General features: G+C 44.7%; 22 protein-coding genes and 1 tRNA gene. 16 read left to right on the top strand and 7 right to left on the bottom strand.

Going from position 1 to position 23,620, the window contains the following annotated elements; genetic code table 11:
* Positions 1-490: 490 nt before the first annotated feature.
* Positions 491-567 (bottom strand) — tRNA-Arg (locus ACY3ZI_RS15575).
* A gap of 188 nt (positions 568-755) precedes the next feature.
* Between ACY3ZI_RS15575 and folD the strand changes: the two genes are divergently transcribed.
* Positions 756-1,613 carry a bifunctional methylenetetrahydrofolate dehydrogenase/methenyltetrahydrofolate cyclohydrolase FolD gene (gene folD / locus ACY3ZI_RS15580; RefSeq protein WP_036952132.1) on the top strand — a complete coding sequence of 286 codons (858 nt, stop codon included), beginning with the start codon at positions 756-758 and terminating at the stop codon, positions 1,611-1,613.
* A 17-nt stretch (positions 1,614-1,630) separates the two neighbouring features.
* Positions 1,631-1,843 (top strand): ribosome-associated protein YbcJ, encoded by a 213-nt coding sequence (ybcJ, locus tag ACY3ZI_RS15585; RefSeq protein ID WP_211887805.1) that lies wholly within the window; start codon positions 1,631-1,633, stop codon positions 1,841-1,843.
* 62 nt (positions 1,844-1,905) lie between these two features.
* Here the strand turns inward: ybcJ and ACY3ZI_RS15590 are convergent, their stop codons facing one another.
* The gene (locus ACY3ZI_RS15590; RefSeq protein ID WP_211887804.1) at positions 1,906-2,991 is read right to left on the bottom strand and encodes a protein-tyrosine phosphatase family protein; all 1,086 of its coding nucleotides are present in this window, start codon (positions 2,989-2,991) and stop codon (positions 1,906-1,908) included.
* 390 nt (positions 2,992-3,381) lie between these two features.
* Positions 3,382-4,770 (bottom strand): cysteine--tRNA ligase, encoded by a 1,389-nt coding sequence (gene cysS, locus ACY3ZI_RS15595; RefSeq protein WP_487375471.1) that lies wholly within the window; start codon positions 4,768-4,770, stop codon positions 3,382-3,384.
* Between the two features lie 300 nt (positions 4,771-5,070).
* Between cysS and ppiB the strand changes: the two genes are divergently transcribed.
* From ppiB to ACY3ZI_RS15620, 5 genes are all read left to right on the top strand, one after another.
* A complete protein-coding gene (gene ppiB / locus ACY3ZI_RS15600) occupies positions 5,071-5,565 on the top strand; it encodes a peptidylprolyl isomerase B (protein WP_006659258.1) in 495 nt (164 codons plus the stop codon).
* An 11-nt stretch (positions 5,566-5,576) separates the two neighbouring features.
* Complete coding sequence (lpxH, locus tag ACY3ZI_RS15605; protein ID WP_487375472.1) at positions 5,577-6,299, top strand: UDP-2,3-diacylglucosamine diphosphatase; 723 nt, start codon at positions 5,577-5,579, stop codon at positions 6,297-6,299.
* Between the two features lie 169 nt (positions 6,300-6,468).
* Positions 6,469-6,984, top strand: coding sequence for a 5-(carboxyamino)imidazole ribonucleotide mutase (gene purE, locus ACY3ZI_RS15610; RefSeq protein WP_211887802.1), 516 nt, complete (start codon positions 6,469-6,471; stop codon positions 6,982-6,984).
* Positions 6,984-8,069 carry a 5-(carboxyamino)imidazole ribonucleotide synthase gene (gene purK / locus ACY3ZI_RS15615; protein ID WP_211887801.1) on the top strand — a complete coding sequence of 362 codons (1,086 nt, stop codon included), beginning with the start codon at positions 6,984-6,986 and terminating at the stop codon, positions 8,067-8,069. Before purE ends, purK begins: the two co-directional genes overlap by 1 nt.
* Positions 8,070-8,189: 120 nt before the next feature.
* Positions 8,190-9,443 carry an MFS transporter gene (locus tag ACY3ZI_RS15620; protein WP_487375473.1) on the top strand — a complete coding sequence of 418 codons (1,254 nt, stop codon included), beginning with the start codon at positions 8,190-8,192 and terminating at the stop codon, positions 9,441-9,443.
* Between the two features lie 107 nt (positions 9,444-9,550).
* On the opposite strand, the gene ACY3ZI_RS15625 is transcribed toward ACY3ZI_RS15620, so the two are convergent.
* From ACY3ZI_RS15625 to ybbA, 3 genes are all read right to left on the bottom strand, one after another.
* Complete coding sequence (locus ACY3ZI_RS15625) at positions 9,551-10,930, bottom strand: esterase-like activity of phytase family protein (RefSeq protein WP_487375474.1); 1,380 nt, start codon at positions 10,928-10,930, stop codon at positions 9,551-9,553.
* Positions 10,931-11,162: 232 nt separating this feature from the next.
* A complete protein-coding gene (ybbP, locus tag ACY3ZI_RS15630; RefSeq protein WP_487375475.1) occupies positions 11,163-13,610 on the bottom strand; it encodes a putative ABC transporter permease subunit YbbP in 2,448 nt (815 codons plus the stop codon).
* A complete protein-coding gene (gene ybbA / locus ACY3ZI_RS15635) occupies positions 13,607-14,293 on the bottom strand; it encodes a putative ABC transporter ATP-binding protein YbbA (RefSeq protein WP_036952147.1) in 687 nt (228 codons plus the stop codon). Before ybbA ends, ybbP begins: the two co-directional genes overlap by 4 nt.
* On the opposite strand from ybbA, the gene tesA reads away from it, so the two are divergent.
* From tesA to ACY3ZI_RS15660, 5 genes are all read left to right on the top strand, one after another.
* Positions 14,261-14,896: a multifunctional acyl-CoA thioesterase I/protease I/lysophospholipase L1 gene (gene tesA, locus ACY3ZI_RS15640; RefSeq protein ID WP_487375476.1), complete on the top strand. Its 636-nt coding sequence runs from the start codon at positions 14,261-14,263 to the stop codon at positions 14,894-14,896. The genes ybbA and tesA overlap by 33 nt on opposite strands.
* Positions 14,897-15,017: 121 nt before the next feature.
* The gene (locus tag ACY3ZI_RS15645; protein ID WP_487375477.1) at positions 15,018-15,803 is read left to right on the top strand and encodes an SDR family oxidoreductase; all 786 of its coding nucleotides are present in this window, start codon (positions 15,018-15,020) and stop codon (positions 15,801-15,803) included.
* Positions 15,804-15,866: 63 nt separating this feature from the next.
* Entirely contained in the window at positions 15,867-16,724 is an 858-nt protein-coding gene (locus tag ACY3ZI_RS15650) for a co-chaperone YbbN (RefSeq protein ID WP_036952152.1), read from the top strand.
* 13 nt (positions 16,725-16,737) lie between these two features.
* A complete protein-coding gene (locus tag ACY3ZI_RS15655) occupies positions 16,738-17,688 on the top strand; it encodes an SPFH domain-containing protein (RefSeq protein ID WP_036952154.1) in 951 nt (316 codons plus the stop codon).
* Positions 17,685-18,164: an NfeD family protein gene (locus ACY3ZI_RS15660; protein WP_132496721.1), complete on the top strand. Its 480-nt coding sequence runs from the start codon at positions 17,685-17,687 to the stop codon at positions 18,162-18,164. Before ACY3ZI_RS15655 ends, ACY3ZI_RS15660 begins: the two co-directional genes overlap by 4 nt.
* On the opposite strand, the gene cueR is transcribed toward ACY3ZI_RS15660, so the two are convergent.
* Positions 18,118-18,528, bottom strand: coding sequence for a Cu(I)-responsive transcriptional regulator (gene cueR, locus ACY3ZI_RS15665; RefSeq protein ID WP_036952159.1), 411 nt, complete (start codon positions 18,526-18,528; stop codon positions 18,118-18,120). The genes ACY3ZI_RS15660 and cueR overlap by 47 nt on opposite strands.
* A 117-nt stretch (positions 18,529-18,645) precedes the next feature.
* Between cueR and copA the strand changes: the two genes are divergently transcribed.
* The 4 genes from copA (at position 18,646) to ybaK (ending at position 23,611) form a co-directional block, all read left to right on the top strand.
* Positions 18,646-21,384 (top strand): copper-exporting P-type ATPase CopA, encoded by a 2,739-nt coding sequence (gene copA / locus ACY3ZI_RS15670; protein ID WP_487375478.1) that lies wholly within the window; start codon positions 18,646-18,648, stop codon positions 21,382-21,384.
* 144 nt (positions 21,385-21,528) lie between these two features.
* Complete coding sequence (locus tag ACY3ZI_RS15675; protein ID WP_036952163.1) at positions 21,529-22,101, top strand: HdeD family acid-resistance protein; 573 nt, start codon at positions 21,529-21,531, stop codon at positions 22,099-22,101.
* 188 nt (positions 22,102-22,289) lie between these two features.
* Complete coding sequence (locus ACY3ZI_RS15680) at positions 22,290-23,096, top strand: TraB/GumN family protein (protein WP_487375479.1); 807 nt, start codon at positions 22,290-22,292, stop codon at positions 23,094-23,096.
* A gap of 35 nt (positions 23,097-23,131) precedes the next feature.
* The gene (gene ybaK / locus ACY3ZI_RS15685; protein ID WP_036952167.1) at positions 23,132-23,611 is read left to right on the top strand and encodes a Cys-tRNA(Pro)/Cys-tRNA(Cys) deacylase YbaK; all 480 of its coding nucleotides are present in this window, start codon (positions 23,132-23,134) and stop codon (positions 23,609-23,611) included.
* Positions 23,612-23,620: the final 9 nt, after the last annotated feature.

The following is a 23,620-nucleotide window of genomic DNA, read 5'->3' on the forward strand; positions in this document are numbered from 1 at the left end:
TTTTTTTGAATATAATTCAAAAATAAAATGTTATTTCATAGATAACATATCAAATAGGATTATTAATAATAAGGAATTATCTTCCATTAATAACTTTTATTTTATTGGCTATAGATTAAAACTCTAATGAATTAAAAAAATATAACATTATCAAATGAATATGGGATTTTATATACGTAATCTTGCTCTATTTTAAACAAACAGGACGTTTTTCAATATAATATAATTCAATTAATGAAGTGTTAAATAACAAAATTAACAGTTAAATATTATATGGTTTAGTTTGAGCAGAAAGCACCATATTCATCACCTAACAAGGATATCAACATCCAAAACCCACAACTATTTTAGGTATTAATGATGAATTACCTTATAGTTGAATAGGTAGACGTTAATTGAACGAAGAAAGGCTAAAATCAGCTGATTCCATGAATTTCAGGCATAAAAAAAGACATCCTGTAATGTCTATTGATATGCGCTTGCTTGAGAATGGTACGCCCTACAGGATTCGAACCTGTGACCTACGGCTTAGAAGGCCGTTGCTCTATCCAACTGAGCTAAGGGCGCATTGTGTGCGCAGACAGCCTATCTGGCTGATGGCGTTGAATTATACGGTTGCTGAGCGCCGAGTCAATGGCTTTTCACTACTTAAATAACGATATGCTTACTTTATCTATCAGATAGACCTGACATTACTAGCAAGTTCTGACAAAATAGAGGCATCCCCCGTGTCTCATATATGGATTAAGTTACAGATGTTAGCAAAAATTATTGATGGGAAAACGATTGCGCAAGCAATTAGACAGGAAGTTGCTCAAAAAGTACAAACTCGTATTGCCAATGGTAAACGAGCTCCCGGGCTTGCCGTTATTCTCGTAGGCGCTAATCCCGCTTCTCAAATTTATGTTGGCAGTAAGCGACGTGCTTGCGAAGAAGTTGGCTTTATTTCTCGCTCCTATGATTTACCAGACACGACAACTGAAGCTGAACTGCTCAAACTGATTGATGACCTTAACCAAGATAATGAAATTGATGGCATCTTAGTTCAGTTACCATTACCTGCTGGCATTGATAACGTCAAAGTGATTGAACGCATTCATCCCGATAAAGACGTCGATGGTTTCCACCCTTATAACGTCGGTCGTTTATGCCAACGTGCGCCTCGCCTGCGTCCTTGTACCCCAAGAGGGATTGTTACCTTACTTGAGCGTTATGACATTAATACCTACGGTTTAAACGCCGTTATCATTGGTGCATCAAATATTGTTGGTCGTCCGATGAGCCTTGAATTATTATTAGCGGGCTGCACCACCACCGTTACTCATCGCTTTACCAAAGATCTCGAACAGCATGTCCGTAATGCGGATTTACTGGTCGTGGCTGTGGGTAAACCTAACTTTATTCCAGGCGAATGGATCAAACCGGGCGCTATCGTTATCGATGTGGGTATTAACCGCTTAGAAAATGGCAAAGTAACTGGAGATGTTGATTTCGATGAAGCGTCAAAACGCGCTGCATGGATCACGCCAGTACCGGGCGGTGTTGGGCCAATGACCGTGGCTACACTGATTCAAAACACGTTACAGGCGTGCGAAGAGTACCACGATATTTAATGTAATTTGGAGTCACAATGGATATTTTTCATCTTGATGGTCATCCCCATATCGAGTTATGCGACCTGCTAAAAATTGAAGGTTGGGCAGAAAGTGGTGCGATGGCAAAATCAATGATTGCTGATGGCTTAGTGCAAGTTGATGGCGTTGTTGAAACACGTAAACGCTGTAAAATTGTCGCTGGCAAAGTCGTTTCTATGGGAAGCGAACAAATCACAGTTCAAGAGTAGTTCCCACTACATCCTTGATAGAGGTAAGCTGAGCCCTATTCAGCTTACCTTTTGTTATTCAATCAAAAAGCCCACTTACCGATTGTTCTTGTTGGGGATAATGGCACATTTGTGAATTCTTGTAATTGCCGATATTGCGCTTCATTTTGAACCATATTCGGACTTCCTGTCTCCCGCAATGCTAATACGATATCTTCCATCGATAGTTTATTTCCTGCCTTTCTCCACTGCATGCATGCCGCTAATACCCCTGTTCGACCAATACCAGCTTTGCAATGAATAACGGGAAGCGGTTTATTTCTTCCTCCTATATCTACTCCTTGATTTTTATAGAGTTCAAATAAGCTACCTTCATTGATGACTCTAATAAGCTGGTTTAATTTAACTAACTCCTCCGTTGTCACCGTTCCCCCATCATTCCAATTAGTCACGTGGAGCACTGGGATTGAATGCTTTTTATGACCATTAGAAATCTCCATTTTATATTGGCTAAATTCCAACGGGTTCGCCCCTGTGTTTGCTTTTTTAGGTTCTACTTTATAGTTCTTTTTTTCTTGTTCAAAAGTGACTTCAACGGCGCCATATTTTTGATTACTCATAAAGTAAGGCGGGAGCTTCTCTCCTTGAAAGATAGAATTATCAATCTCTTGTTTTGATGCTAAGACGACTAATATCGGAGTTTTGTTTGCCATAAGCATAGATAAATGATTTTCAATGGCTTGGTCATTATCTTTGGGATATTGGCAGCGGATGGCTAAATTTTCGCCCCCCACTTGGAGTCGGTTTGCAGCGAGAGTCACAATGGGTTTATCAGCGCCCCGTATTGATATTTGCGTATGTTTCGCACTACCAATATCCTGATAACGCTGACCTCTATCCTCCTGATCGTATTGAATGTTTTTCTCTTCGATAAGTGCATTTGTTTTCTCTAACAATTTATCAAATACAGAGCGCTGAATAGTGGCTCCAATATCTAATTTTAACTTTGGTCTATTTCTTTTAACGAGTTTTGTTTCAGCCAAATTCGGGCTAAGTTCGGAGATATTTTGGATAGATTTAATACGTTCAGGGAGATGGCTTGTATTTGATGATGTTGGAAATTCTGTCGATTGTGATGCGGTTGGTCGATTATTATTTATTGGAAACATATTTATCCTTATCTATGTTTTCATTGTGAGTGAATTCACCGTTTCGGTGCCCCAATGTTAAACTCCACTGTCTATATTTCACTTAACATTATCGATAACCGCCCCACACCACGCTTGCAAATTTAGCCGCAACAGCCATAAAAAAACCCACCAAAAATAGATCCTTTTTAGTGGGTTTTATTCTTATTTGTTAAGCTAGTTAAGCTAAATTCTCTAAATTATTCGAATTGTAGACAAACAGGTGTTACGTAAAAAACGATAAAGGACAATATTCTAAATAGTTCGTGTTGTGGCTAGGCGGCTAGCAAGGATATCTCGGGGAGCATACATGAGTATGTGACCCGAGTAGCCGAGTGACGCCAACAACGCCACAGCGCGAAATATGACGAACTATTTGCGACGCCATGAAGTGCCCGCAGACGAATCCTCCAACACAACCCCCATCGCCGTTAAAGCATCACGCGCCTGATCCGCCAGCGCCCAATCCTTACTTTGACGCGCATCGTTACGCTGTTTAATCAGCGCTTCGATTTTTGCGACTTCCGCATCATCTTCGCCTTGTGCGCCACCTTGCAGGAAGGTTTCAGGATCTTGCTCTAACAGTCCCAGCACTTTTGCTAGCTCACGTAATTGAGCCGCCATGCCGTTTGCTGCATCCATATTTTCAGTTTTCAGGCGGTTTAATTCACGCGCCATATCAAACAACGCTGAATAAGCTTCTGGTGTATTGAAGTCGTCATTCATCGCTTCACAGAAACGACTCTTATACTCTTCACCGCCTGCTGGTACAGCCGATTTATCCGTGCCGCGCAGCGCTGTATACAGGCGTTCTAATGCGGTACGCGCTTGTTTTAAGTTCTCTTCGGTATAGTTCAGTTGGCTACGATAGTGACCCGAAAGTAGGAAGTAGCGTACAGTTTCCGCATCGTAGTACTCTAATACATCACGGATGGTAAAGAAGTTGTTGAGAGATTTAGACATTTTTTCTCTATCAACCATCACCATACCAGAATGCATCCAGTAATTAACATAAGGACCATCATGGGCGCAGGTAGATTGCGCAATTTCATTTTCATGATGCGGGAACATTAAGTCAGAGCCGCCGCCATGAATATCAAAATGGTTACCTAATGTTTTACTGTTCATTGCCGAACATTCGATATGCCAGCCTGGGCGACCTAATCCCCACGGTGATTCCCAGCTTGGTTCACCCTCTTTGGACATTTTCCATAACACGAAGTCCATTGGATTACGTTTTACATCAGCCACTTCAACACGGGCACCCGCTTGTAGTTGGTCTAAGTCTTGGCGAGATAATAAGCCGTAGTTTGGATCAGTTTTAACTTCAAACATCACATCGCCATTATCTGCAACATAAGCATGACCACGCTCAATCAAGCTTTCAGTTAGCTCAATGATTTCATGAATATGGCGAGTGGCGCGTGGTTCACTGTCTGGACGTAGAATATTTAATGCATCAAAATCTTTGTGCATTTCCGCTAACATGCGAGTGGTTAACTCTTCCACGCTTTCATTATTTTCAGCTGCACGTTTAATGATTTTGTCATCAATATCCGTTACATTACGCACATAATTCAGGTCATAGCCTAAATAGCGTAAATAGCGGCTAATTGCATCGAAAGCCACAAAGGTACGACCGTGACCAATATGACACAAATCGTAAATGGTGATGCCACACACGTACATCCCAATCTTTCCAGCATGGATGGGTTTAAATTCTTCTTTTTGACGACTCAGTGTATTGAAAATCTGCAGCATCTTTTTATTTCCATTTTATTAGTACGTGTATATCTATCATACATCAGATTATCGCAATGTTGAGGATAAAATATCCAAATTCAACCTTACGAAAATAGCACGGTATTGAATCGCGATCATCCGAAGAAAGCAAGGTTAGCGCCTGACTTTATCGCCTTATTTATTAGGTCATTGTTATGGGATAACCTATTTTGCAAACACACTGTCGCTTCAAGTCAGGTTTTATCTGTGATATAAACTTGCTGATCTCAACGCTTTCGCAAGTTAGCGCATAAAAAACAATTATTCAGGATAGCTATTATGGTTACATTTCATACCAATCACGGTGACATCGTTATCAAAACTTTCGCAGACAAAGCACCTGTCACTGTCGAAAACTTTTTAACTTACTGCCGCGAAGGTTTCTACAATAATACCATTTTCCACCGTGTTATTAACGGCTTCATGATCCAAGGCGGTGGTTTTGAGCCGGGCATGAACCAAAAAGACACTAAAGCGCCTATCAAGAACGAAGCTAATAACGGACTGAAAAACAGCCGCGGTACATTAGCAATGGCTCGTACTAACGACCCACACTCAGCAACAGCACAATTCTTCATCAACGTCGCTGACAATGACTTCTTAAACTTCCGTTCAGAGCGCCCAGATGGTTGGGGTTACTGCGTATTTGCTGAAGTGGTTGAAGGTATGGACGTTGTTGACAAAATCAAAGGCGTTTCTACTGGTCGTAGTGGTTTCCACCAAGACGTACCTCGCGAAGACGTAGTGATTGAAAAAGTGACTGTCAGCGAGTAATTCCTGAATTTATGTCCACTTATATCATTGCAGATTTGCATTTAAGTGAAGATGAACCGGCGATCACCGCCGGTTTTCTTACATTTATTGAACAGCAAGCCATACACGCCGACAGCCTGTATATTCTCGGTGACTTTTTCAATTATTGGATTGGCGACGATGATAATACCCTCTTGCATCAGCAAGTGGCTCAAGCCCTAAAACAGCTGAGTGAACGCGGTATCCCTTGCTATTTCATTCATGGCAATCGCGATTTTTTATTGGGTCAACGTTATGCAAAACAGTGCGGCATGACCATTTTGCCCCAAGAAACCCTACTTGAACTATATGATAAGCGTATTTTAATTATGCACGGTGATACCTTATGCACCGACGATGCTGCTTATCAGAACTACCGTAAAAAGGTCCATACTCCTTGGATCCAACGGGTATTTTTACTGCTACCGCTCTTTATTCGCCGCCGCATCGCACAAAAAATGCGTCGCAATAGCCAATATGCCAGCAGTATGAAATCCGAAGCCATTATGGACGTCAATCCCGACGCGGTGATTGATGCCTTAAACCGACATCAAGCACAATGGATGATCCACGGACATACGCATCGCCCTGCTATCCACGAGATTAATCTCGGTGGTCAACTTCATTTTCGTGGCGTTTTAGGCGCATGGCACAGCGAAGGCTCCGCCTTTGTGATCAACGAAAACGGCGTTGAGCTTATTTTCTTTCCTTTTTAACATTCCTATCTTGATAAAGACACGCAGATAAATTGTTGGTTGTCAGTATGACTGTTTGCTTATTTTATAATCACGCAAACGTTTTCCTTACCTAATTACCGTGATATGATCGGGGCAATTCACATTCCCACCCTTAGGGTGATATTTTTCAATACAGGGATCACACCAAATGACTGCCCAAGTTCCTGCTCAATCTGCGGCAAAAATCGCCATTGTTATGGGTTCTAAAAGTGATTGGACAACCATGCAGCATGCCGCTGACGTGCTGACCGAACTGCAACTGCCTTTCCATGTTGAGATTGTTTCCGCACATCGCACGCCAGACAAACTATTTTCCTTTGCTGAAAATGCCAAACAAAATGGTTTTGATGTGATTATCGCGGGTGCCGGTGGTGCCGCCCATTTGCCGGGAATGTTAGCCGCAAAAACGCTGGTTCCCGTCCTTGGTGTCCCTGTACAGAGCGCTGCATTAAGTGGTGTCGATAGCCTGTATTCTATCGTTCAGATGCCAAAAGGCATTCCCGTTGGCACACTTGCCATTGGGAAAGCGGGCTCAGCTAACGCCGCACTGCTAGCAGCACAAATTTTAGCCAATCATGACAGCGAGCTATTCAATCGCTTATCCGCATGGCGTGAAGCACAAACCAACGACGTATTAAATAACCCAGATCCGAGGGATGCGTAATGAAACCGGTTTGTGTCCTTGGTAACGGTCAATTAGGTCGCATGCTGCGCCAAGCAGGCGAACCGCTAGGTATTTCTGTCTTTCCTGTTGGGTTAGATGCCGAGCCTGAAGCGGTACCTTATCAACAAAGTGTGATCACCGCTGAAATTGAACGTTGGCCAGAAACCCCATTAACCAAAGAGTTAGCGCGTCATAATGCGTTTATTAACCGTGATATATTTCCACGTCTAGCTGACCGCTTCCCACAAAAAAGCCTGTTCGACTCGTTAAATTTATCGACAGCGCCTTGGGCACTATTAGAATCGCCAGACCAATGGCCAGAATTGTTTGCCACTCTGGGTGATTTTTTGATAGTGAAACGCAGAACCGGTGGCTACGACGGTCGTGGCCAATGGCGTGTTCGCCCCGGTGATGAGCAAACGCTCCCTGCGGAAATTTACGGTGAATGCATCGTCGAACAAGGGATCCCATTTGATGCTGAAGTCTCCGTAATTGGTGCCCGTAGCCAATCCGGTGAATCAGTGTTCTACCCAATCACCCATAATCTTCACCAAGAAGGGATTTTACGCACCAGTGTGGCTTTTCCTGATGCAAACCCTGTCCAGCAGCAACAAGCACAGACGATGCTCAGTGCCGTGATGGATGAGTTAGGGTATATCGGTGTGATGGCAATGGAGTGTTTTGTGGTTGGCGATAAACTGCTGATCAACGAAATCGCCCCTCGCGTTCATAATAGTGGGCATTGGACTCAAAACGGCGCTTCCATTAGCCAATTTGAGCTTCATTTACGCGCGATTTTAAATTTACCGATGCCGACACCAGAAGTTTTCAGCCCTGCGGTAATGGTCAATTTAATTGGCACTGATGTTAACCAAGAATGGTTGAATCTGTCTTTAGTCCATTTACATTGGTATGAGAAAGAAGTGCGCCCAGTACGTAAAGTGGGTCACTTAAATCTGACTCATAGCGATATTCATCAACTCGAAAATACCCTCGATAGTTTGATCCCAATGCTGCCAAATGAGTATAAAAGTGGCATTGAGTGGGCAAAAACAAAATTAGGCTGGTACTCTCGCCAAAAATAGGGAAAATAGCGCTATTCGTGCCCGAGAGTAATATTTCGGGCATTGTGCTATTTTTGCCCTACTTTTATAGTGATTACTTGTGAGTGATGACTAACTCACTAGGGCACCACTGGAGTACATATGCCAGAAACACAAGCCTCACCGTTTAGTCCGTTATACCAATGGTCAATTCTTATTCTCCTCGGACTGGTTTATTTCCTTGCTACCGCCACCACATTTACCTCATTAGGCGTAGTATTACCGAGCATGATCGGCGAATTAAAATGGAGTTGGACTGAGGCAGGCTTTGGTTTTACTTTACTTGGTTTAACCTGCGGTTTAGCGAGCTTTTTACCCTCATTGCTGATACGTAAAGTCGGTGTTCGTCTTACACTGCTTTTAGGCATGCTCGTTTTCTGTTCTGGCTTTTATAGCCTCTATTCCACCGAAGCGATCAGCACCTATTTCTTAGGCACTGCCTTGATTGGTATTGGGTTTACACTATTAGCGACCGTTCCCGGTACCTATGTACTTTCTCGCCTATTTGAAAAACAATCTCTGGCATTTGGATTGTATTTCACGATTGGTGGATTGGGTGGCGTTGCAGGTCCTTGGATTTACTTCTACGCATCGAATCAATTAGGCTCTTGGCGAATGCACTGGGTATTATGTGCAGTTTATCTTAGCATTGTCACAATCATCACTATCTTGGCATTACGTGAAGGGAAAAAAGAACAAGATCACGCCAAAAAAGTAATGCAAAAACAAGTTAGTCATGCGAATAAGCCTATTTATCGCACCGCAGAGATTTGGACAGTTCGCCGCGCATTACGCACTTGGCAGTTCTATTTAATCGCCGCGACTTACACCTCTTTTTTATGGTGCGGTATTACAGTAAACAGTTTTGCAGTGGCGCACATTGAAGAGCGTGGATTTGGTATGACTATCGCGGTTTCTCTGTTAAGTACCATGGCGTTTGTGAATGCATTTTCGCGCTTCTTAGGCGGTGCGGCGGGTGAATGGTTGGAGCCGAAACGTTTACTGATTGGTAGCCTAATTATTATGGTGCTTGGCGTAGTGGCATTGAGTATCTCCACATCATGGTTCTGGCTGATTTTGTTCGTGATTTGCGTGGGTGTTGGCTACGGTATGACCTTCTTAGCGTCCAGTGTTTTACTGTCCAATTATTTTGGTCGCGGACCTTATTTAGAGTTGTTCTCGGTCGTCAATTTAATCTCAACTATTGCCTGTTTAGCGCCATTTATCGCAGGCGCAATTAAGGATATTACAGGCAGTTTTACCCCTGCATTTTTAACCATCGCAGCTCCTGTTATCGTGATCCTATTCTTTACTTTAATGATGAAGCCCCCTGCTTTAGAAGTAAAAAAAGATTAGCCCGCAAAAAGAAAAAAGCTCGGGGCAACCCGAGCAAATTATCAAACCAAGGGAAAACAAGGATCCATTTACACGTTCTACTTCTTACCGGCATAACCGATTACAAATTACTTCAATAACTCTGGTACTTTCAGCAAGATAAATTCATTATCATCCGCTTGATTGGGTTCACGACTGGAAGAGAACGGGTAGTTATTATCGTTACCGACGATAATATGTTCATTATCCACCACATCCACATTTTCAATCGTGAAGAATGGGAAGGTAAATACCCCATCATTTAGTGGTTTCCTGGCTAGCTTGTTAGGGTCTTGGATGTTCATTAAGTCAACATAGGCTTGTTTATCCACTGTATCACCTACATTTTTATCTGAAAATTCAATGCGATAAACACGTTTGAATTTTGCTAAGTTGCTAAAGCAGTTTTCTTTGTTTTTTTCGCCTTCAGCGCACGCTTTATCCGCAGTGCCTTCCCCATTATCACGTTCGATAATCAAACCGTGAGTGTCATCAATCAGGTTAAAATCACCGATGGCATTTTGATTATCTTCAAAAACATATAACCAACTGCGCCCAGTCCAATCTTGCTTTTTCACATCAAATTCAAGAATACGCGCCGCTTTTTTGCCGTTCACATTCTCATAGTCTTGTTTATCTTCTTGCCACAAAGCCCCTTCCAACATCGGATAAAGTTTGGTTCCATCCGGTGATGATGCCATTCCTTCAAAACCTTTTGAGCGATTGACTTGGAAAGTCACTTTATCCGCAGGTTTGCCCGGTGTTGTCAGTGTGTAGTGGTCAGGGGAAATGACTTTCTTGCCTTCAACTTGCGTTTCAAATAGCGCCAACACCTTGCCATTTAAATCCATTTTGATGAGATAAGGCCCAAATTCATCACCCACCCATAAGGAACCATCGGCAAATTGAAAACTTTCTGGATCAAAGTCACTTCCCGTCAAATAACGCTTTTCACTGCTTTCGTTAATAATATGAAAAGGAATAATTTTGTTGGGATCGTGGAAGAAAATTGTTTTCAACGGGTTGGCTTTCCCCGTTTTAAAATCAATATCATACTGAGTTAAATACAGCATAGAGTCAGGGGAATTCATTTTATTCCCAAAACCGTTATCTGTGAGAACCCAGTAGGTACCATCAGCCATACGCTTGATACCTGAATGACCTTGTAACGGTTGCCCCTTGATTGGAACAAACTTACCTGTTGGGCGCCCATCGGATTTTCCCTCCACTTTATTCAGTGTATCAACGCGGGTTCCTGTAGTGTATTTGCCACTATGTTGCATATCCGAAGGTGCATTTTCCGGCGTTGGTACTGTCGCATCCACCGATAAAATGGCATGCCCAGCAAGTGTGGCTGGCACTTGTTTCTGTGAAATTTGTTGAGCAACCCCTGCGGTGCTAAATGAGAGTAAACCAATTAATAAAGAAAGGGATGTTAGTTTGAAAGTTATTGGTGTAAGGAGAACCATTGTTATTTTCCTATTTCATACCATCAATAATTGATGGCGGAATCATAACCGTGGCGAATGAAGGTTTTGTGAAGGATTAGAGACAGTTCGTTTAACCAATCACACTAACAAAATAATATTTATTTGATGTCGGATACATCAACTTAAAAAATCTATACAGCGAAGCTCAAGCATCCGATTTTCATTTTTAAGTAGAATAGCCACCTTCGTGACTATTCTACTTTTTATACATTTAACCGTTCGATAATCGACGATGCTGATTGCCAGTGCCGAGTAACCTCAGCCCCAGCCAACTGCCACACACCGATAACAAGAACCCAGCACAGAGCGGCAATAACACCCACAGGCGCCATTCTGGCTGCCACGGGAAATCAAAGACCTTAGTTTGCAGTAACCATAGTGCCACTTCAGCTCCAAATGCCGCGGCAAGCCCCGCCATTGCGCCGAGTAAAGCAAATTCACTCCATAAAGTACGGCGCATCAATTTTTTGCTCGCACCAAGAGTACGATACACCACCAGCTCACGCTCTCGTTGGCTCATACCCACTTGAATCTGTGCGAGCAACAATAATAAGCCACAGAAAATCACCAAAACCACCATCACTTCTAAAGCTTGGCTGACCTGCTGTAAAATCTGCTGAATTTGCGTGATGATAGCGCCAGTATCCAACACATTAATAGTTGGGTACTGATGACTCAGCTGGGTTAACAACTGCCCATCGCCATCATAATGGAAGCTACTCAACCATGTTTCTGGCATTGGCGATAACGTTTCTTCCGCAAAAATAAAGTAGAAATTTGGGCGCAAACTTTCCCAGTCCACTTTACGAATACTGCTAACTTTTGCTGTGAAGATCTGCGATCCCGCATTGAACGTCAATTTATCGCCGATTTTTAGTCCTAACTCTTTAACGACAGTTTGCTCAATGGAAACTTCTCCCGCTTTCGGCGGCCAACTGCCTTGCTCTAACTCGTTTGCAGCCGGCAATGTTGATTGCCACGTTAAGCTTAGCTCTCGCCTAACCGTATTATTATTGGGATCGCGAGCATCCGCCCACTCAATCGCAGACTGGTCATTAATTTCCGATAAACGCGCTAACACAACCGGATTAAACTCTGTTGGTGTAACCTCGTACTGCTTTAAAAGCTGGGTAACAGGATCAAGCTGAGACTGAGTCATATTGATCAGAAAATAATTCGGGCTATCTGCTGGTAGCTGCTGCTGCCAGCGATCTAAAAGATCCCCTCGAACCAAAATCAACAATGCCAATAACATAAATGACAATGAAAATGCGCTCATCTGGGTAATAGTTTGCAATGGCTGACGCAATAAGCGACTCACTGATAAACGCAAGCTTAGCTGACGAAACTGTATTTTCCTCAGCAACCACAGCCCTAGCCAACCAATCAACGCTAGGAGCACCGCAACCACAACAATTCCCAGCAAGATTGACCATAATAGTGGGTTTACCCCTGCAAATAGGAATAACCCGCCGACCACTATCAACGTAACCACAGGCAGATAATAATACAGTGGCCAAATTGGTGATTTGGCATCTTCCCGTAATACACGAGAAGGCTGGGTTCCCATCAATTGATAGTAAGGACGGATCCCCACAATAATCGCGATAATAAACAGCGTTGCCACTGCCCATATCCACGGCCAAAAACTGGCGCTCGGCAAGGCTTTAGGTAACATAGCCGACAATATCTGCATTAAAATGCCTTCAAAAGCCAGCCCCAGCAAAGACCCTAATAATGCCGCTGCCACTAAAATCACTAACCACTGACCAATGATCCACTTACGTAATGCACCTCGGCCTGCCCCTAAGGTCTTCAAAACCGCAATAAGCTGGTGACGGCTTCGACAATAATGGGTCATCGACACCACTACCGCCGCGATCGCCAATAACAGCGTTAGCAACACCGATAGCAGCAAAAACTGCTGAGCACGCTTAAAGGTTTTCCCGACCGCGCCGCTGTCATCATCCAGGGTATACCAGCGCTGATCGCTACGTAATTGAGCATCATATTTCTCTTTGAATGCATCAATCGCTTGGCGAGAACCCGCAAACATATCGCGATACGTTAAACGGCTTCCCACTTGAATTGCCCCAGTTAATGGTGCATCCTCAATCGAGATCAACACCCTTGGCGCAATTTGAAAGGGGTTAAAACCACTATCAGGTTCCTGAATTAACGTCCCTGAAATCGTAAACGTCCCATCGCCGATATCAATCTGTTCGCCAACCTTTAAGTTCAGTAATTCCAATAATCTCGGGGCGACGAGAATATGCCCTTTAGTGGGTTTTAACCCCGCAGGCTCGGTCACTAAGTCACCGTATAGTGGATAACTCGCATCTGCCGCTTTTACTAACACTAACTGCGGACGCCCCTCTTCATCAGCGGTAGAATACGCCATAGTTGAAAATGAAATTTGCTGGCTCAATGTCAGGCCTGCTTGCTGCGCTGCGGCAAGCCATGTTGGCTCACTCGGATGGGAAGAACGCAGCACCAAATCCCCCGCGAGTAGCTCTTGGCTCTGATAGCTCATGCTATTTTCAATGCGATCGCTGATCCGCCCTAACGCCAGCACACAGGCGACTGCCAAGGTTAATGCTAGCCACACAATCAACAGAGACGGCGTTTTCCATTCACGCCAAAACCAGCGCCAAATCATGACTCTTCCCTCAATTGCCCATCAACTAACCGTAATCGACGTTGGCAACGGGCGGCTAACTCATTGTCATGAGTGACCAAAATCAGCGTGGTTCCGTGCTCTTTATTCATCGCAAATAACAAATCGGCGATTTTATCTCCCGTATGGCGGTCAAGATTTCCTGTAGGTTCATCAGCAAATAAGATTTGAGGCTGACCATTAAACGCCCGAGCCAATGCCACACGCTGCTGCTCACCGCCTGAAAGCTGAGCTGGCATATGTTTTAAGCGATTTCCTAACCCTAAATCCGTCAGTAAGCTCACCGCCTGCTGATGACTTTTGGTTTCGGATTCACCGCGCAGTAAAGAAGGCAATTGGACATTTTCAAGGGCGTTCAGCGTTGGAATTAACATAAAAGATTGGAAAACAAAGCCGACACTTTGCGCCCGTAATCGCGCCCGAGCTTCTTCGTCCATGGTCGTTAAGTCTTGGTCAAGTAACTTCACGGTGCCGCTAGAGCCATCATCCAACCCAGCAATAATGCCTAATAAGGTGGACTTTCCTGAACCTGACTCACCAATTAAAGCAATTGTCTGACCAGACTCGACAATTAGCTCGACTCCTTGCAATATAGTCAGTTCATGTTCACCTTGACCAACACGTTTAATGAGATGATGAACTTCAAGAATATTTTGCGCCGACATATATTGGTTTTTCTCCTGTTAGTTACCGCCAGCGGACAAACGCTCGCGGCAACGAAACTATTGATCCTCGGCGATAGTCTTAGTGCAGGCTATCGAATACCCGCCGAGCAAGCTTGGGCAACATTACTTGCCGAACGTTGGCAAGTAATGTTGCCACCGATTTTAGTTATTAATGGCAGTATTAGTGGAAATACCGCCTCTCAAGGGTTAGAACGTCTCCCCACTCTTCTAGCCCAGCACAAACCTGACTGGGTGCTGATTGAGCTGGGAGCTAATGATGGTTTGCAAGGGCTATCTGTTGAACAGTTAGGTATAACATTACAACAGATTATCGACCAAATAGAGCAAAATGGTGCTAAACCGCTCTTAATGCAAATTCGTATCCCGCCAAACTATGGTAAACGCTACACATCCAGCTTTGAAAAAGTGTACCCAACGCTGGCTGAAAAAAATAACCTTCCGCTGATCCCATTTTTTATGGAAAGCGTGATCACCAAACCGGAATGGATCCAACCTGATGGTATTCATCCCACTGAGCAAGCCCAGCCCACGATTGCAGATTTTATGGAAAAACAGCTATCGCCCTATTTGTTAACAAAATAATGTTATTAGCCAAATAACCTTATTAACAATAATAAAGTTATTAGCTAAATAAATTTGTTAGATAAATAAATTATAATGAACCAATATGATAGCGAACATTTAGCCCAGAGTAGGTAAAGTTATGCAAAAAACGGTATTAGTGACAGGGGCGTCAAGTGGCATAGGATTGTGCGCTGCGCAGACTTTAAAACAACGTGGTTATCATGTGATAGCCACATGTCGAAAACAGGCTGATATTGAACGATTACAATCACTTGGCTTCGAAACTGTGGCGTTAGATTTAGATGACCCGGTAAGTGTTGAGGCCGCTGCTCAGCAGGTTCTGACGCTCTGTAATGGGAAACTTTTCGGATTATTCAATAACGCCGGATTCGGGGTATATGGCCCATTGAACACCGTGAGCCGCCAGCAATTGGAATCCCAATTCTCCAGTAATTTTTTCGGAGTTCACCAATTGACCTTCCTGCTGCTTCCCGCCATGCTGCCACACCATGAAGGTCGTATTGTGCAAACTAGCTCCGTGATGGGCATTATCTCAACGCCAGGTCGTGGAGCCTATGCCGCCAGTAAATACGCGTTGGAAGCTTGGTCAGATGCGTTGCGTTTGGAGCTACAAGGTTCTGGTATTCACGTCAGCTTAATTGAACCCGGTCCCATCCACAGTGCCTTTACCCAAAATGTGGCGCAAACTCAGCAAGATAAGCCAGTTAAGAATCCGGGGATTGCCGCAAAATTTACCTTATATCCTGAAGATGTGGTCAAAAAATTGATTTTGGCATTAGAGAATCCGCGTCCACGTGTACGCTACTCTGTCACATTATTAACGGTTTTTGTGCGTATACTAAAACGTGTATTACCCGATAAGCTGATGGACAAAGTCCTCGCGGGTCAGGGCAAGAAAGATTGAAAAAACAGAACTAAGCCCCCATTTCATTGACATGATTAATAACGAATTTTAAAGAGACTGTTTATGTTAGCTAACGCACAAATTATTGATATTAACGAGACCAACCTACACCAGACCATCGAACAATCCATGAACATGCCTGTCATGTTCTACTTTTGGTCACCACGCAGCCCACAAAGCTTAGAATTCACCAGCATGTTAGAGCGTATTGCTCAAGACTACGCAGGGCTATTTATCCTCGCAAAAGTTAACTGCGATGAAGAACAAATGATCGCCAGCCAGTTTGGCTTAAAAGGCGTTCCAACGGTTTATGTGCTGCAAAATGGTCGCCCAGTTGATGGCTTCGAAGGTCCACAGCCTGAAGAAGCTGTGCTGCAAATACTCTCTCGCGTATTACCAAGCCCAGAAGAGTTAAAAGCTGCGCAAGCCGCTGAATTAGTGGCGGAAGGCAAACTTCAAGAGGCTCTGCCATTACTGAAAGAAGCCAACCAACTTGCGCCTAAAAACAGCGATATCACGTTCTTATTAGCTGAAGTGCAAATTGGTCTACATTTAATTGATGATGCAGAAGCCTTGTTAGCTACCGTGCCAATGCAAGATAAAGACAGCCGTTATCAAGGATTAGTGGCTCAAATCGAATTAACCAAGCAAGCTGCGGATACCCCAGAAATTCAGCAGCTGATAAAAGAATTCAATCAAGATCAAGAAAATACTACGTTAGCCGTTCAACTGGCGTTAAAGCTTCACGAAGTCAATCGCAATGAAGAAGCGTTAGACATGCTGCTCACCTTCTTACGCAAAGACTTAAACGCAGGGGATGGCGCAATCAAAAAAACCATGATGGATATCATGTCAGCAATGGGAACAGGTGATGCACTTGCGAGCAAGTTCCGTCGCCAAGTTTATTCATTACTTTACTAGTTAAGGATTACCTATGGATTTGTTCGCGTCTGGTGCGCTACCAGTTGTTATTCTTGTCATTATTGCTGTTGTTATCGTTACCACCTGCGTAAAAACGGTACCACAAGGCTTCCAGTGGACAGTTGAGCGCTTTGGGCGTTATACCCGCACTTTACAGCCGGGTTTACACCTTTTAGTGCCATTTATGGATAAAATTGGTCGCCGTATCAATATGATGGAGCAAGTCCTTGATATTCCATCCCAAGAAGTTATCTCTCGTGATAATGCCAACGTGACCATTGATGCAGTCTGCTTTATTCAAGTAATTGACCCAGTGCGTGCGGCGTATGAAGTCAGTAATTTAGAATTATCCGTTCTGAACCTGATCATGACTAACATCCGTACGGTTCTTGGGGCGATGGAGCTGGATGAAATGCTCTCCCAGCGTGATTCTATCAATGGTCGCTTACTGCACGTAGTGGATGAAGCCACCAACCCGTGGGGCGTAAAAATCACCCGTATTGAAATTCGTGATGTCAAACCGCCAAAAGAACTGGTCAGTGCGATGAACGCCCAGATGAAAGCAGAACGAACCAAACGTGCCGATATTCTGGAAGCGGAAGGTATTCGTCAAGCGGCTATCTTAAAAGCGGAAGGTGAAAAGCAGTCGCAAATTTTGAAAGCGGAAGGTGAACGTCAATCTGCCTTCTTACAAGCAGAAGCGCGTGAGCGAGCGGCTGAAGCAGAAGCCAAAGCGACTCAAATGGTTTCTGAGGCGATCGCCGCCGGTGATATGCAGGCTATCAACTACTTTGTGGCACAAAAATACACTGACGCCCTTACTAGCATTGGCTCGGCAGAAAATAGCAAAGTGATCATGATGCCATTAGAAGCCAGCAACTTAATGGGCGCGATTGGTGGGATCACTGAACTCATTGGCGAAAGCAAAAAAATGGGTGCAAGCAAAAAGCAGGCTAAAGAATGATAGAATTTATCAGCACTCAACCCGTCTGGTTTTGGCTATGTCTTGGGGGATTACTGCTGATTGCTGAACTTCTTGGTACAGGTGGCTACCTACTTTGGTCCGGCATTGCCGCCGTCACCGTTGGGGTGCTCACCTTTGCATTGCCATTCCTCAGTTGGGAATGGCAAGGTATCTTATTTGCGGTATTTACCGTCGTTTCTGCGATTTTATGGCGAAAATGGCTCAGCCACCGCAAAGCCAGCCGTGCCGATGATGTCAACCAAATCAGCCACCAGCTGGTTGGTGTTAGGGCACGCTTGCTAACTGATACCGAAGAGGGGTTTAGCCGCGTGCGCCTCGCCGATGGCAGTTGGCGCATATACAGCGACGTCCCATTAAAAGCGGAAGCTGAAGTGGAAGTAACCGCCGTAGACGGAAACACCCTAAAAGTTAAGCCTTACCATGGTGACAACAGCCACGCGCCAGATGGTCAATAATCGGGCAGTCTGCCCCTTCATCACCGGGGCAGACATCCACTAATTCTTGTAACGTATCCCGAATAGCCGACAGCTTTAAAATCGTCTGCTGAATTTCATCAATTTTCGCTATCGTCGCACTTTTCACATCCGCACTGTGGCGGCTTGGATTACGAAACAATCCCAGCAACTCCCCGCACTCGTCCAGCGTAAACCCCACATCTTTAGCTTGTTTTAAAAGCATCAGCTCATCGAGATGTCTGGCTTGATAATAGCGATAACTATTATCCCCGCGTTCCGGTGGTGTGATCAGCCCTTTATCTTCATAAAAGCGAATTGCTTTGGCAGTCAGACCGGTTTTTTTGGCAATTTCACTAATATTCATAATTCCCCTTGACCTTCCCCTTGTGGGAAGGTTTAACCTTAACTACATAGCGGATTATAGACTGATTTTGTGTACAAATTATAGCCCCTCGTTATGAGAAGGTTCGGAGAATCAAAAATGAAAATAATTCTATCCTTACAAGGTTTGAGCTGCATGCATTGCGTCGGCTCCGTGACAAAAGCACTGCAAGCACGCCCTGATGTTGAATCAGTCAACGTCACGATTGATTACGCGGTGATTGAAAGCAGCGCTAGCGTCGAATCCCTCATTCAAACCATTGTCGATGCAGGCTATGAAGCCACTGAAGCAACTGCGCCAAATGTTGAATTGCAACTCTCTGGCTTAAACTGCATGAAATGTGCAGGAAAAACCCAGCAAGCATTAGAAGCTGTTGAAGGCGTTGCTGCCGCGGTTGTAGATACTCAACTGGCGAAAGTTTATGGCACTGCCTCTGCAGCTGATTTAATCGCCGCGGTAGAAGGCGCAGGATTCCACGCAGAACTTGCCCAAGAAGGTGCTAGCTCCCCAAAAACTGAGCCGCTGAAAACATCAATTGAACAGCCGGAAACGGGTTCAGCGGCAGTTTGTGATATTCCGGCACAAGAGTCTGACCTTGGCGAACAGCCTGACATTGCCGTGACCGATGACAGCATTCAATTATTACTCGATGGCATGACCTGCGCCAGCTGCGTCAGTAAAGTGCAAAAGGCACTTAATAGCGTACCTGGCGTGGAAAACGCACGAGTGAACTTAGCGGAACGCAGTGCGTTAGTCACTGGAACCGCTAAGCCCGATGACCTCGTTGAAGCGGTCGTAAAAGCAGGTTATGGCGCTGAAATCATCCAAGATGAAGCTAAGCGTCGTGAACGCCAGCAAGAAGTGGCTCAAGCGAATATGCGCCGCTTCCGTTGGCAATCTGCGCTAGCCCTTGCTTTAGGTGTGCCCGTGATGATTTGGGGGATGATCGGCGACAACATGATGTTAAGCGCTGATAACCACAACATTTGGCTCACTATCGGGGTATTAACGCTGCTGGTGATGATTTTTGCCGGTGGGCATTTTTATCGCAGTGCATGGCAAAGCTTAAAAAATGGCAGTGCCACCATGGATACCTTGGTTGCCTTAGGTACTGGGGCAGCTTGGCTCTATTCGATTGTCGTCAATATTTGGCCTGAGATGTTCCCAGAACAAGCTCGCCATCTTTATTACGAAGCCAGCGCCATGATCATCGGTCTCATCAACTTAGGTCATGCCCTTGAGCAGCGCGCACGCCAGCGTTCCTCCAAAGCCTTAGAGCGATTATTGGATTTAACGCCGCCAACGGCCCGCGTTGTCACCGAGCAAGGGGAAGTTGATATGCCCCTTGCTCAAGTGAAACAAGGCATGGTTTTACGCTTAACCACAGGGGATCGTGTCCCTGTCGATGGTGAAATCATTGAAGGCGAAGTGTGGCTGGATGAAGCGATGCTAACGGGTGAGCCTATCCCGCAGCAAAAAAGCCGTGGCGATGCAGTACACGCAGGAACCGTTGTGCAAGACGGTACCGTGTTATTCCGCGCCGCCGCAGTGGGTAGCCAAACCACGTTAGCGCGTATTATTTACTTAGTACGCCAAGCGCAAAGCAGTAAACCGCAAATCGGACAATTGGCTGACCGAATTTCGGCGGTGTTTGTCCCGGTGGTAGTGGCTATTGCAGTGATTTCAGGGGCAATTTGGTATTTCGTGGGTCCCGCACCACAAATTACCTACGCGCTGGTTATCACGACCACGGTACTGATTATTGCCTGTCCGTGTGCTTTAGGTCTTGCAACGCCGATGTCGATTATATCCGGTGTCGGTCGCGCCGCAGAGTTTGGGGTATTGGTGCGTGATGCCGATGCCTTACAGCAAGCGAGCGAGCTCGATACCATCGTCTTTGACAAAACGGGTACCTTAACTGAGGGCATGCCACAAGTTACTGATATCCACCTGTTCAACGGTTTTAATGAGTCACAAGCTCTGCAATTTGCGGCGTCCCTAGAAAGTGGTTCTAACCACCCGCTGGCTCGTGCAATTGTTAGCCGTGCAAAAGGGCTGGATATTGTTGCCAATCAGCAATTTAGAACTTTGGCAGGATTAGGTGTCACCGCGGTTGTTGACGGTAAAACCGTTTTACTGGGCAATCAAAAACTGCTGGCTGAAAACCAGATTGATACCCGTGAAATCGATGAAACGCTCCATCAGCAAGCGTCTCTTGGGGTCACGCCGGTGCTATTGGCGGTTGATGGTCAGATTGCAGCACTACTGTCTATTCGCGACCCATTACGTGAAGATAGTGTCAGCGCCCTCGCCCGTCTGCATAAACAAGGCTTCCGCTTAGTGATGCTAACCGGGGATAACCCAGTCACAGCCAAAGCAATCGCCAAAGAGGCGGGAATTGACGAAGTGATTGCGGGTGTGATGCCAGACGGAAAATCTGCGGCGATTGAAGCTTTGCAAGCCAAAGGTCATAAAGTGGCAATGGTGGGTGATGGTATCAACGATGCTCCCGCTCTTGCTCGTGCGGATGTCGGGATTGCCATGGGTGGCGGCAGTGATATTGCGATTGAAACTGCGTCAATTACCTTAATGCGCCAAAGCCTACACGGCGTTGCCGACGCAGTGTCTATCTCCAAAGGAACGCTGCGTAATATGAAACAGAACTTGTTTGGTGCCTTCGTGTATAACTCGTTAGGTATTCCGATTGCTGCCGGTATTTTATACCCAATTACTGGCACGTTATTGAACCCTGTTGTGGCAGGAGCCGCCATGGCGCTCTCTTCCATTACCGTGGTCAGCAACGCCAACCGTTTATTACGTTTCAAACCTGAAAAATAGCCTTATCAAGCCACCTTTACACCTTAAAGGTGGCTTTTCCAACATTTTGACTCAACGCAATAAATCGCCCGAATACCTCAGTGCCTTCATCATTCCTGTTCTATAATTAAGTGATTCTAATTATTTTCACTGTTTGAGGGTTCCATGTTAAATATTAATCGCGAAAAGCTCACCAACTTAGCCAATGGTGACGTGAAAAAGCAACGTAATATTTTGGCGGTTCTCGCCGTGTTATTACTGCTAGGTGGTATCGCCTGTTTAGCTAATCCAGTTGCCTCTGGTATTGCCGTCAGTGCTATTGTGGGCGTGCTATTAATCTTAAGTGGTGTCGGTGCCATTGTGAGCATCCTGAGCACCACTATCTATACGGGCTGGTCTCGCCTCTTTGGGTTTGTCATCGGGATTATTTACTGCATCGTCGGTTATGCATTTATCAAAGAGCCTTTACAGGGCTTAATCGCCATGGCAATGGTGATTGCGGCGCTGTTTATTATTGGCGGGGTAATGCGCCTATATGCCGGTATCCAACAAATTAAATCTGCGGGTGGTTGGATGCAGATTATTATCGGGGTTCTGGACTTCTTTATTGCTTACTTATTAATTGGCAATGGTCCTATTACCTCGATTGCGCTGTTAACCGCATTAATCGGTATCGAATTAATTTTCAGTGCATTTGGTTTATTCTCTCTATTAAGCCTATTAAAGCGCAAAGACTAATTTGCATAATGACTCACGCAATATAATGAATAGCGCCTGATGATGAGGCGCTATTTTTTATCTGCAATTCTTCTGTTTAGTAATAGGCAATATTTTAGTAATAGACCGTATCGTGCGGTGTGATTCGCAAATTCCTACAAGATTGTTTACTCTGTTTATCTCAGTCGTTAAATCAGGATAAATATCAGATGGGAAAACTACTCGAAAACTTAAAAAGTTGGCTGCACCGGGGAGTGGCTCCGAATTATCCTTATCCTGCTGTTGATGTTCGCTTACCTAATAATATAAAGCTGCACATTGTCGGCAGTATTCATATGGGAACCGAAAATATGTTTCCCTTATCCGCCACTTTGCTCGATAAAATCAACCACGCAGATGGGCTGATTGTTGAGGCGGATATCACGCAAGCAAACTCACCTTTCCCAACGTCTACAGCCTTGATAGCGCCGATTTCCCAGCGATTAACGGACACCGAATTTGCCCTGTTTTCGCAATACTGCCAAGAGATACGTCAATCCCCAACTCAGTTTGACCATCTTCCCTCTTGGCAAGTCGCCCTGACGATGCAAGCCACACAAGCGCAGTTATTGGGTTTACGAGGTCACTATGGAATTGACTACCAACTGATCCATAACACACTAGCCCAAAATAAGCCCATCATTGAGCTAGAAGGTGTAGACTCCCAAGTGCAATTACTGCTCGATTTACCCGATGATGGTTTGCCATTATTGCAAGATACCCTAATTCATTGGCGCGCCAATGCCCGCTCCTTGCAAACCATGATTAGCTGGTGGTTGGATTTTCAACCGGAAAATTGCGTTACATTACCGAATACCTTCAGCAAAGGGGTTTATAATGTGCTGATGACTCAACGCAATCAGGAATGGGCGAGAAAGCTGAAAACCTTGCCTGCGGGTAATTATGTGGTCGCCGTAGGCGCACTGCACTTGTTTGGTGAACAGAGCTTAATTGATTATTTACGAAACGATAATTGATCAAATCCAGTCATTGAAAAAGAAAAGGAATAATTATGACTCCGGCAGTAAAATTACTGGAAAAACAAAAAATTAAATTCACGCTACACCCTTATGATCACGATCCTAATGAGAGTAATTTTGGTGATGAAGCCGTCCAAAAATTAGGCTTAGATGCCAAGCAAGTCTTCAAAACCTTATTAGTCGCGCTTAATGGCGATCAAAAAACCTTAGCGGTGGCTGTCACTCCAGTTTCTGGGCAGCTCGATCTTAAATCTGTTGCTAAGGTATTTAAAGTCAAAAAAGTGGAAATGGCCGATCCGCAAATTGCCCAAAAAACCACGGGATATTTGCTGGGTGGGATCAGCCCATTAGGTCAGAAAAAACGCCTTCCGACCGTGATTGATAGCCAAGCTCAAGAATTTACGACTATGTTTATTTCCGGTGGCAAGCGCGGTTTGGATTTAGAACTCGCCCCAAGCGATCTGGCAAGTGTGTTAAATGCCAGCTTTGCGGATATTAAGAAAGAATCGTAAAAAACAAAA

It is taken from the genome of Providencia sp. LY12, from assembly GCF_057621555.1.

Coding starts and splice junctions, on each gene's coding strand:
- folD (WP_036952132.1), top strand. CDS start 756: ATGTTAGCAAAAATTATTGATGGGAAAACGATTGCGCAAGCAATTAGA.
- ybcJ (WP_211887805.1), top strand. CDS start 1,631: ATGGATATTTTTCATCTTGATGGTCATCCCCATATCGAGTTATGCGAC.
- ACY3ZI_RS15590 (WP_211887804.1), bottom strand. CDS start 2,991: ATGTTTCCAATAAATAATAATCGACCAACCGCATCACAATCGACAGAA.
- cysS (WP_487375471.1), bottom strand. CDS start 4,770: ATGCTGCAGATTTTCAATACACTGAGTCGTCAAAAAGAAGAATTTAAA.
- ppiB (WP_006659258.1), top strand. CDS start 5,071: ATGGTTACATTTCATACCAATCACGGTGACATCGTTATCAAAACTTTC.
- lpxH (WP_487375472.1), top strand. CDS start 5,577: ATGTCCACTTATATCATTGCAGATTTGCATTTAAGTGAAGATGAACCG.
- purE (WP_211887802.1), top strand. CDS start 6,469: ATGACTGCCCAAGTTCCTGCTCAATCTGCGGCAAAAATCGCCATTGTT.
- purK (WP_211887801.1), top strand. CDS start 6,984: ATGAAACCGGTTTGTGTCCTTGGTAACGGTCAATTAGGTCGCATGCTG.
- ACY3ZI_RS15620 (WP_487375473.1), top strand. CDS start 8,190: ATGCCAGAAACACAAGCCTCACCGTTTAGTCCGTTATACCAATGGTCA.
- ACY3ZI_RS15625 (WP_487375474.1), bottom strand. CDS start 10,930: ATGGTTCTCCTTACACCAATAACTTTCAAACTAACATCCCTTTCTTTA.
- ybbP (WP_487375475.1), bottom strand. CDS start 13,610: ATGATTTGGCGCTGGTTTTGGCGTGAATGGAAAACGCCGTCTCTGTTG.
- tesA (WP_487375476.1), top strand. CDS start 14,261: ATGATGAACTTCAAGAATATTTTGCGCCGACATATATTGGTTTTTCTC.
- ybbA (WP_036952147.1), bottom strand. CDS start 14,293: ATGTCGGCGCAAAATATTCTTGAAGTTCATCATCTCATTAAACGTGTT.
- ACY3ZI_RS15645 (WP_487375477.1), top strand. CDS start 15,018: ATGCAAAAAACGGTATTAGTGACAGGGGCGTCAAGTGGCATAGGATTG.
- ACY3ZI_RS15650 (WP_036952152.1), top strand. CDS start 15,867: ATGTTAGCTAACGCACAAATTATTGATATTAACGAGACCAACCTACAC.
- ACY3ZI_RS15655 (WP_036952154.1), top strand. CDS start 16,738: ATGGATTTGTTCGCGTCTGGTGCGCTACCAGTTGTTATTCTTGTCATT.
- ACY3ZI_RS15660 (WP_132496721.1), top strand. CDS start 17,685: ATGATAGAATTTATCAGCACTCAACCCGTCTGGTTTTGGCTATGTCTT.
- cueR (WP_036952159.1), bottom strand. CDS start 18,528: ATGAATATTAGTGAAATTGCCAAAAAAACCGGTCTGACTGCCAAAGCA.
- copA (WP_487375478.1), top strand. CDS start 18,646: ATGAAAATAATTCTATCCTTACAAGGTTTGAGCTGCATGCATTGCGTC.
- ACY3ZI_RS15675 (WP_036952163.1), top strand. CDS start 21,529: ATGTTAAATATTAATCGCGAAAAGCTCACCAACTTAGCCAATGGTGAC.
- ACY3ZI_RS15680 (WP_487375479.1), top strand. CDS start 22,290: ATGGGAAAACTACTCGAAAACTTAAAAAGTTGGCTGCACCGGGGAGTG.
- ybaK (WP_036952167.1), top strand. CDS start 23,132: ATGACTCCGGCAGTAAAATTACTGGAAAAACAAAAAATTAAATTCACG.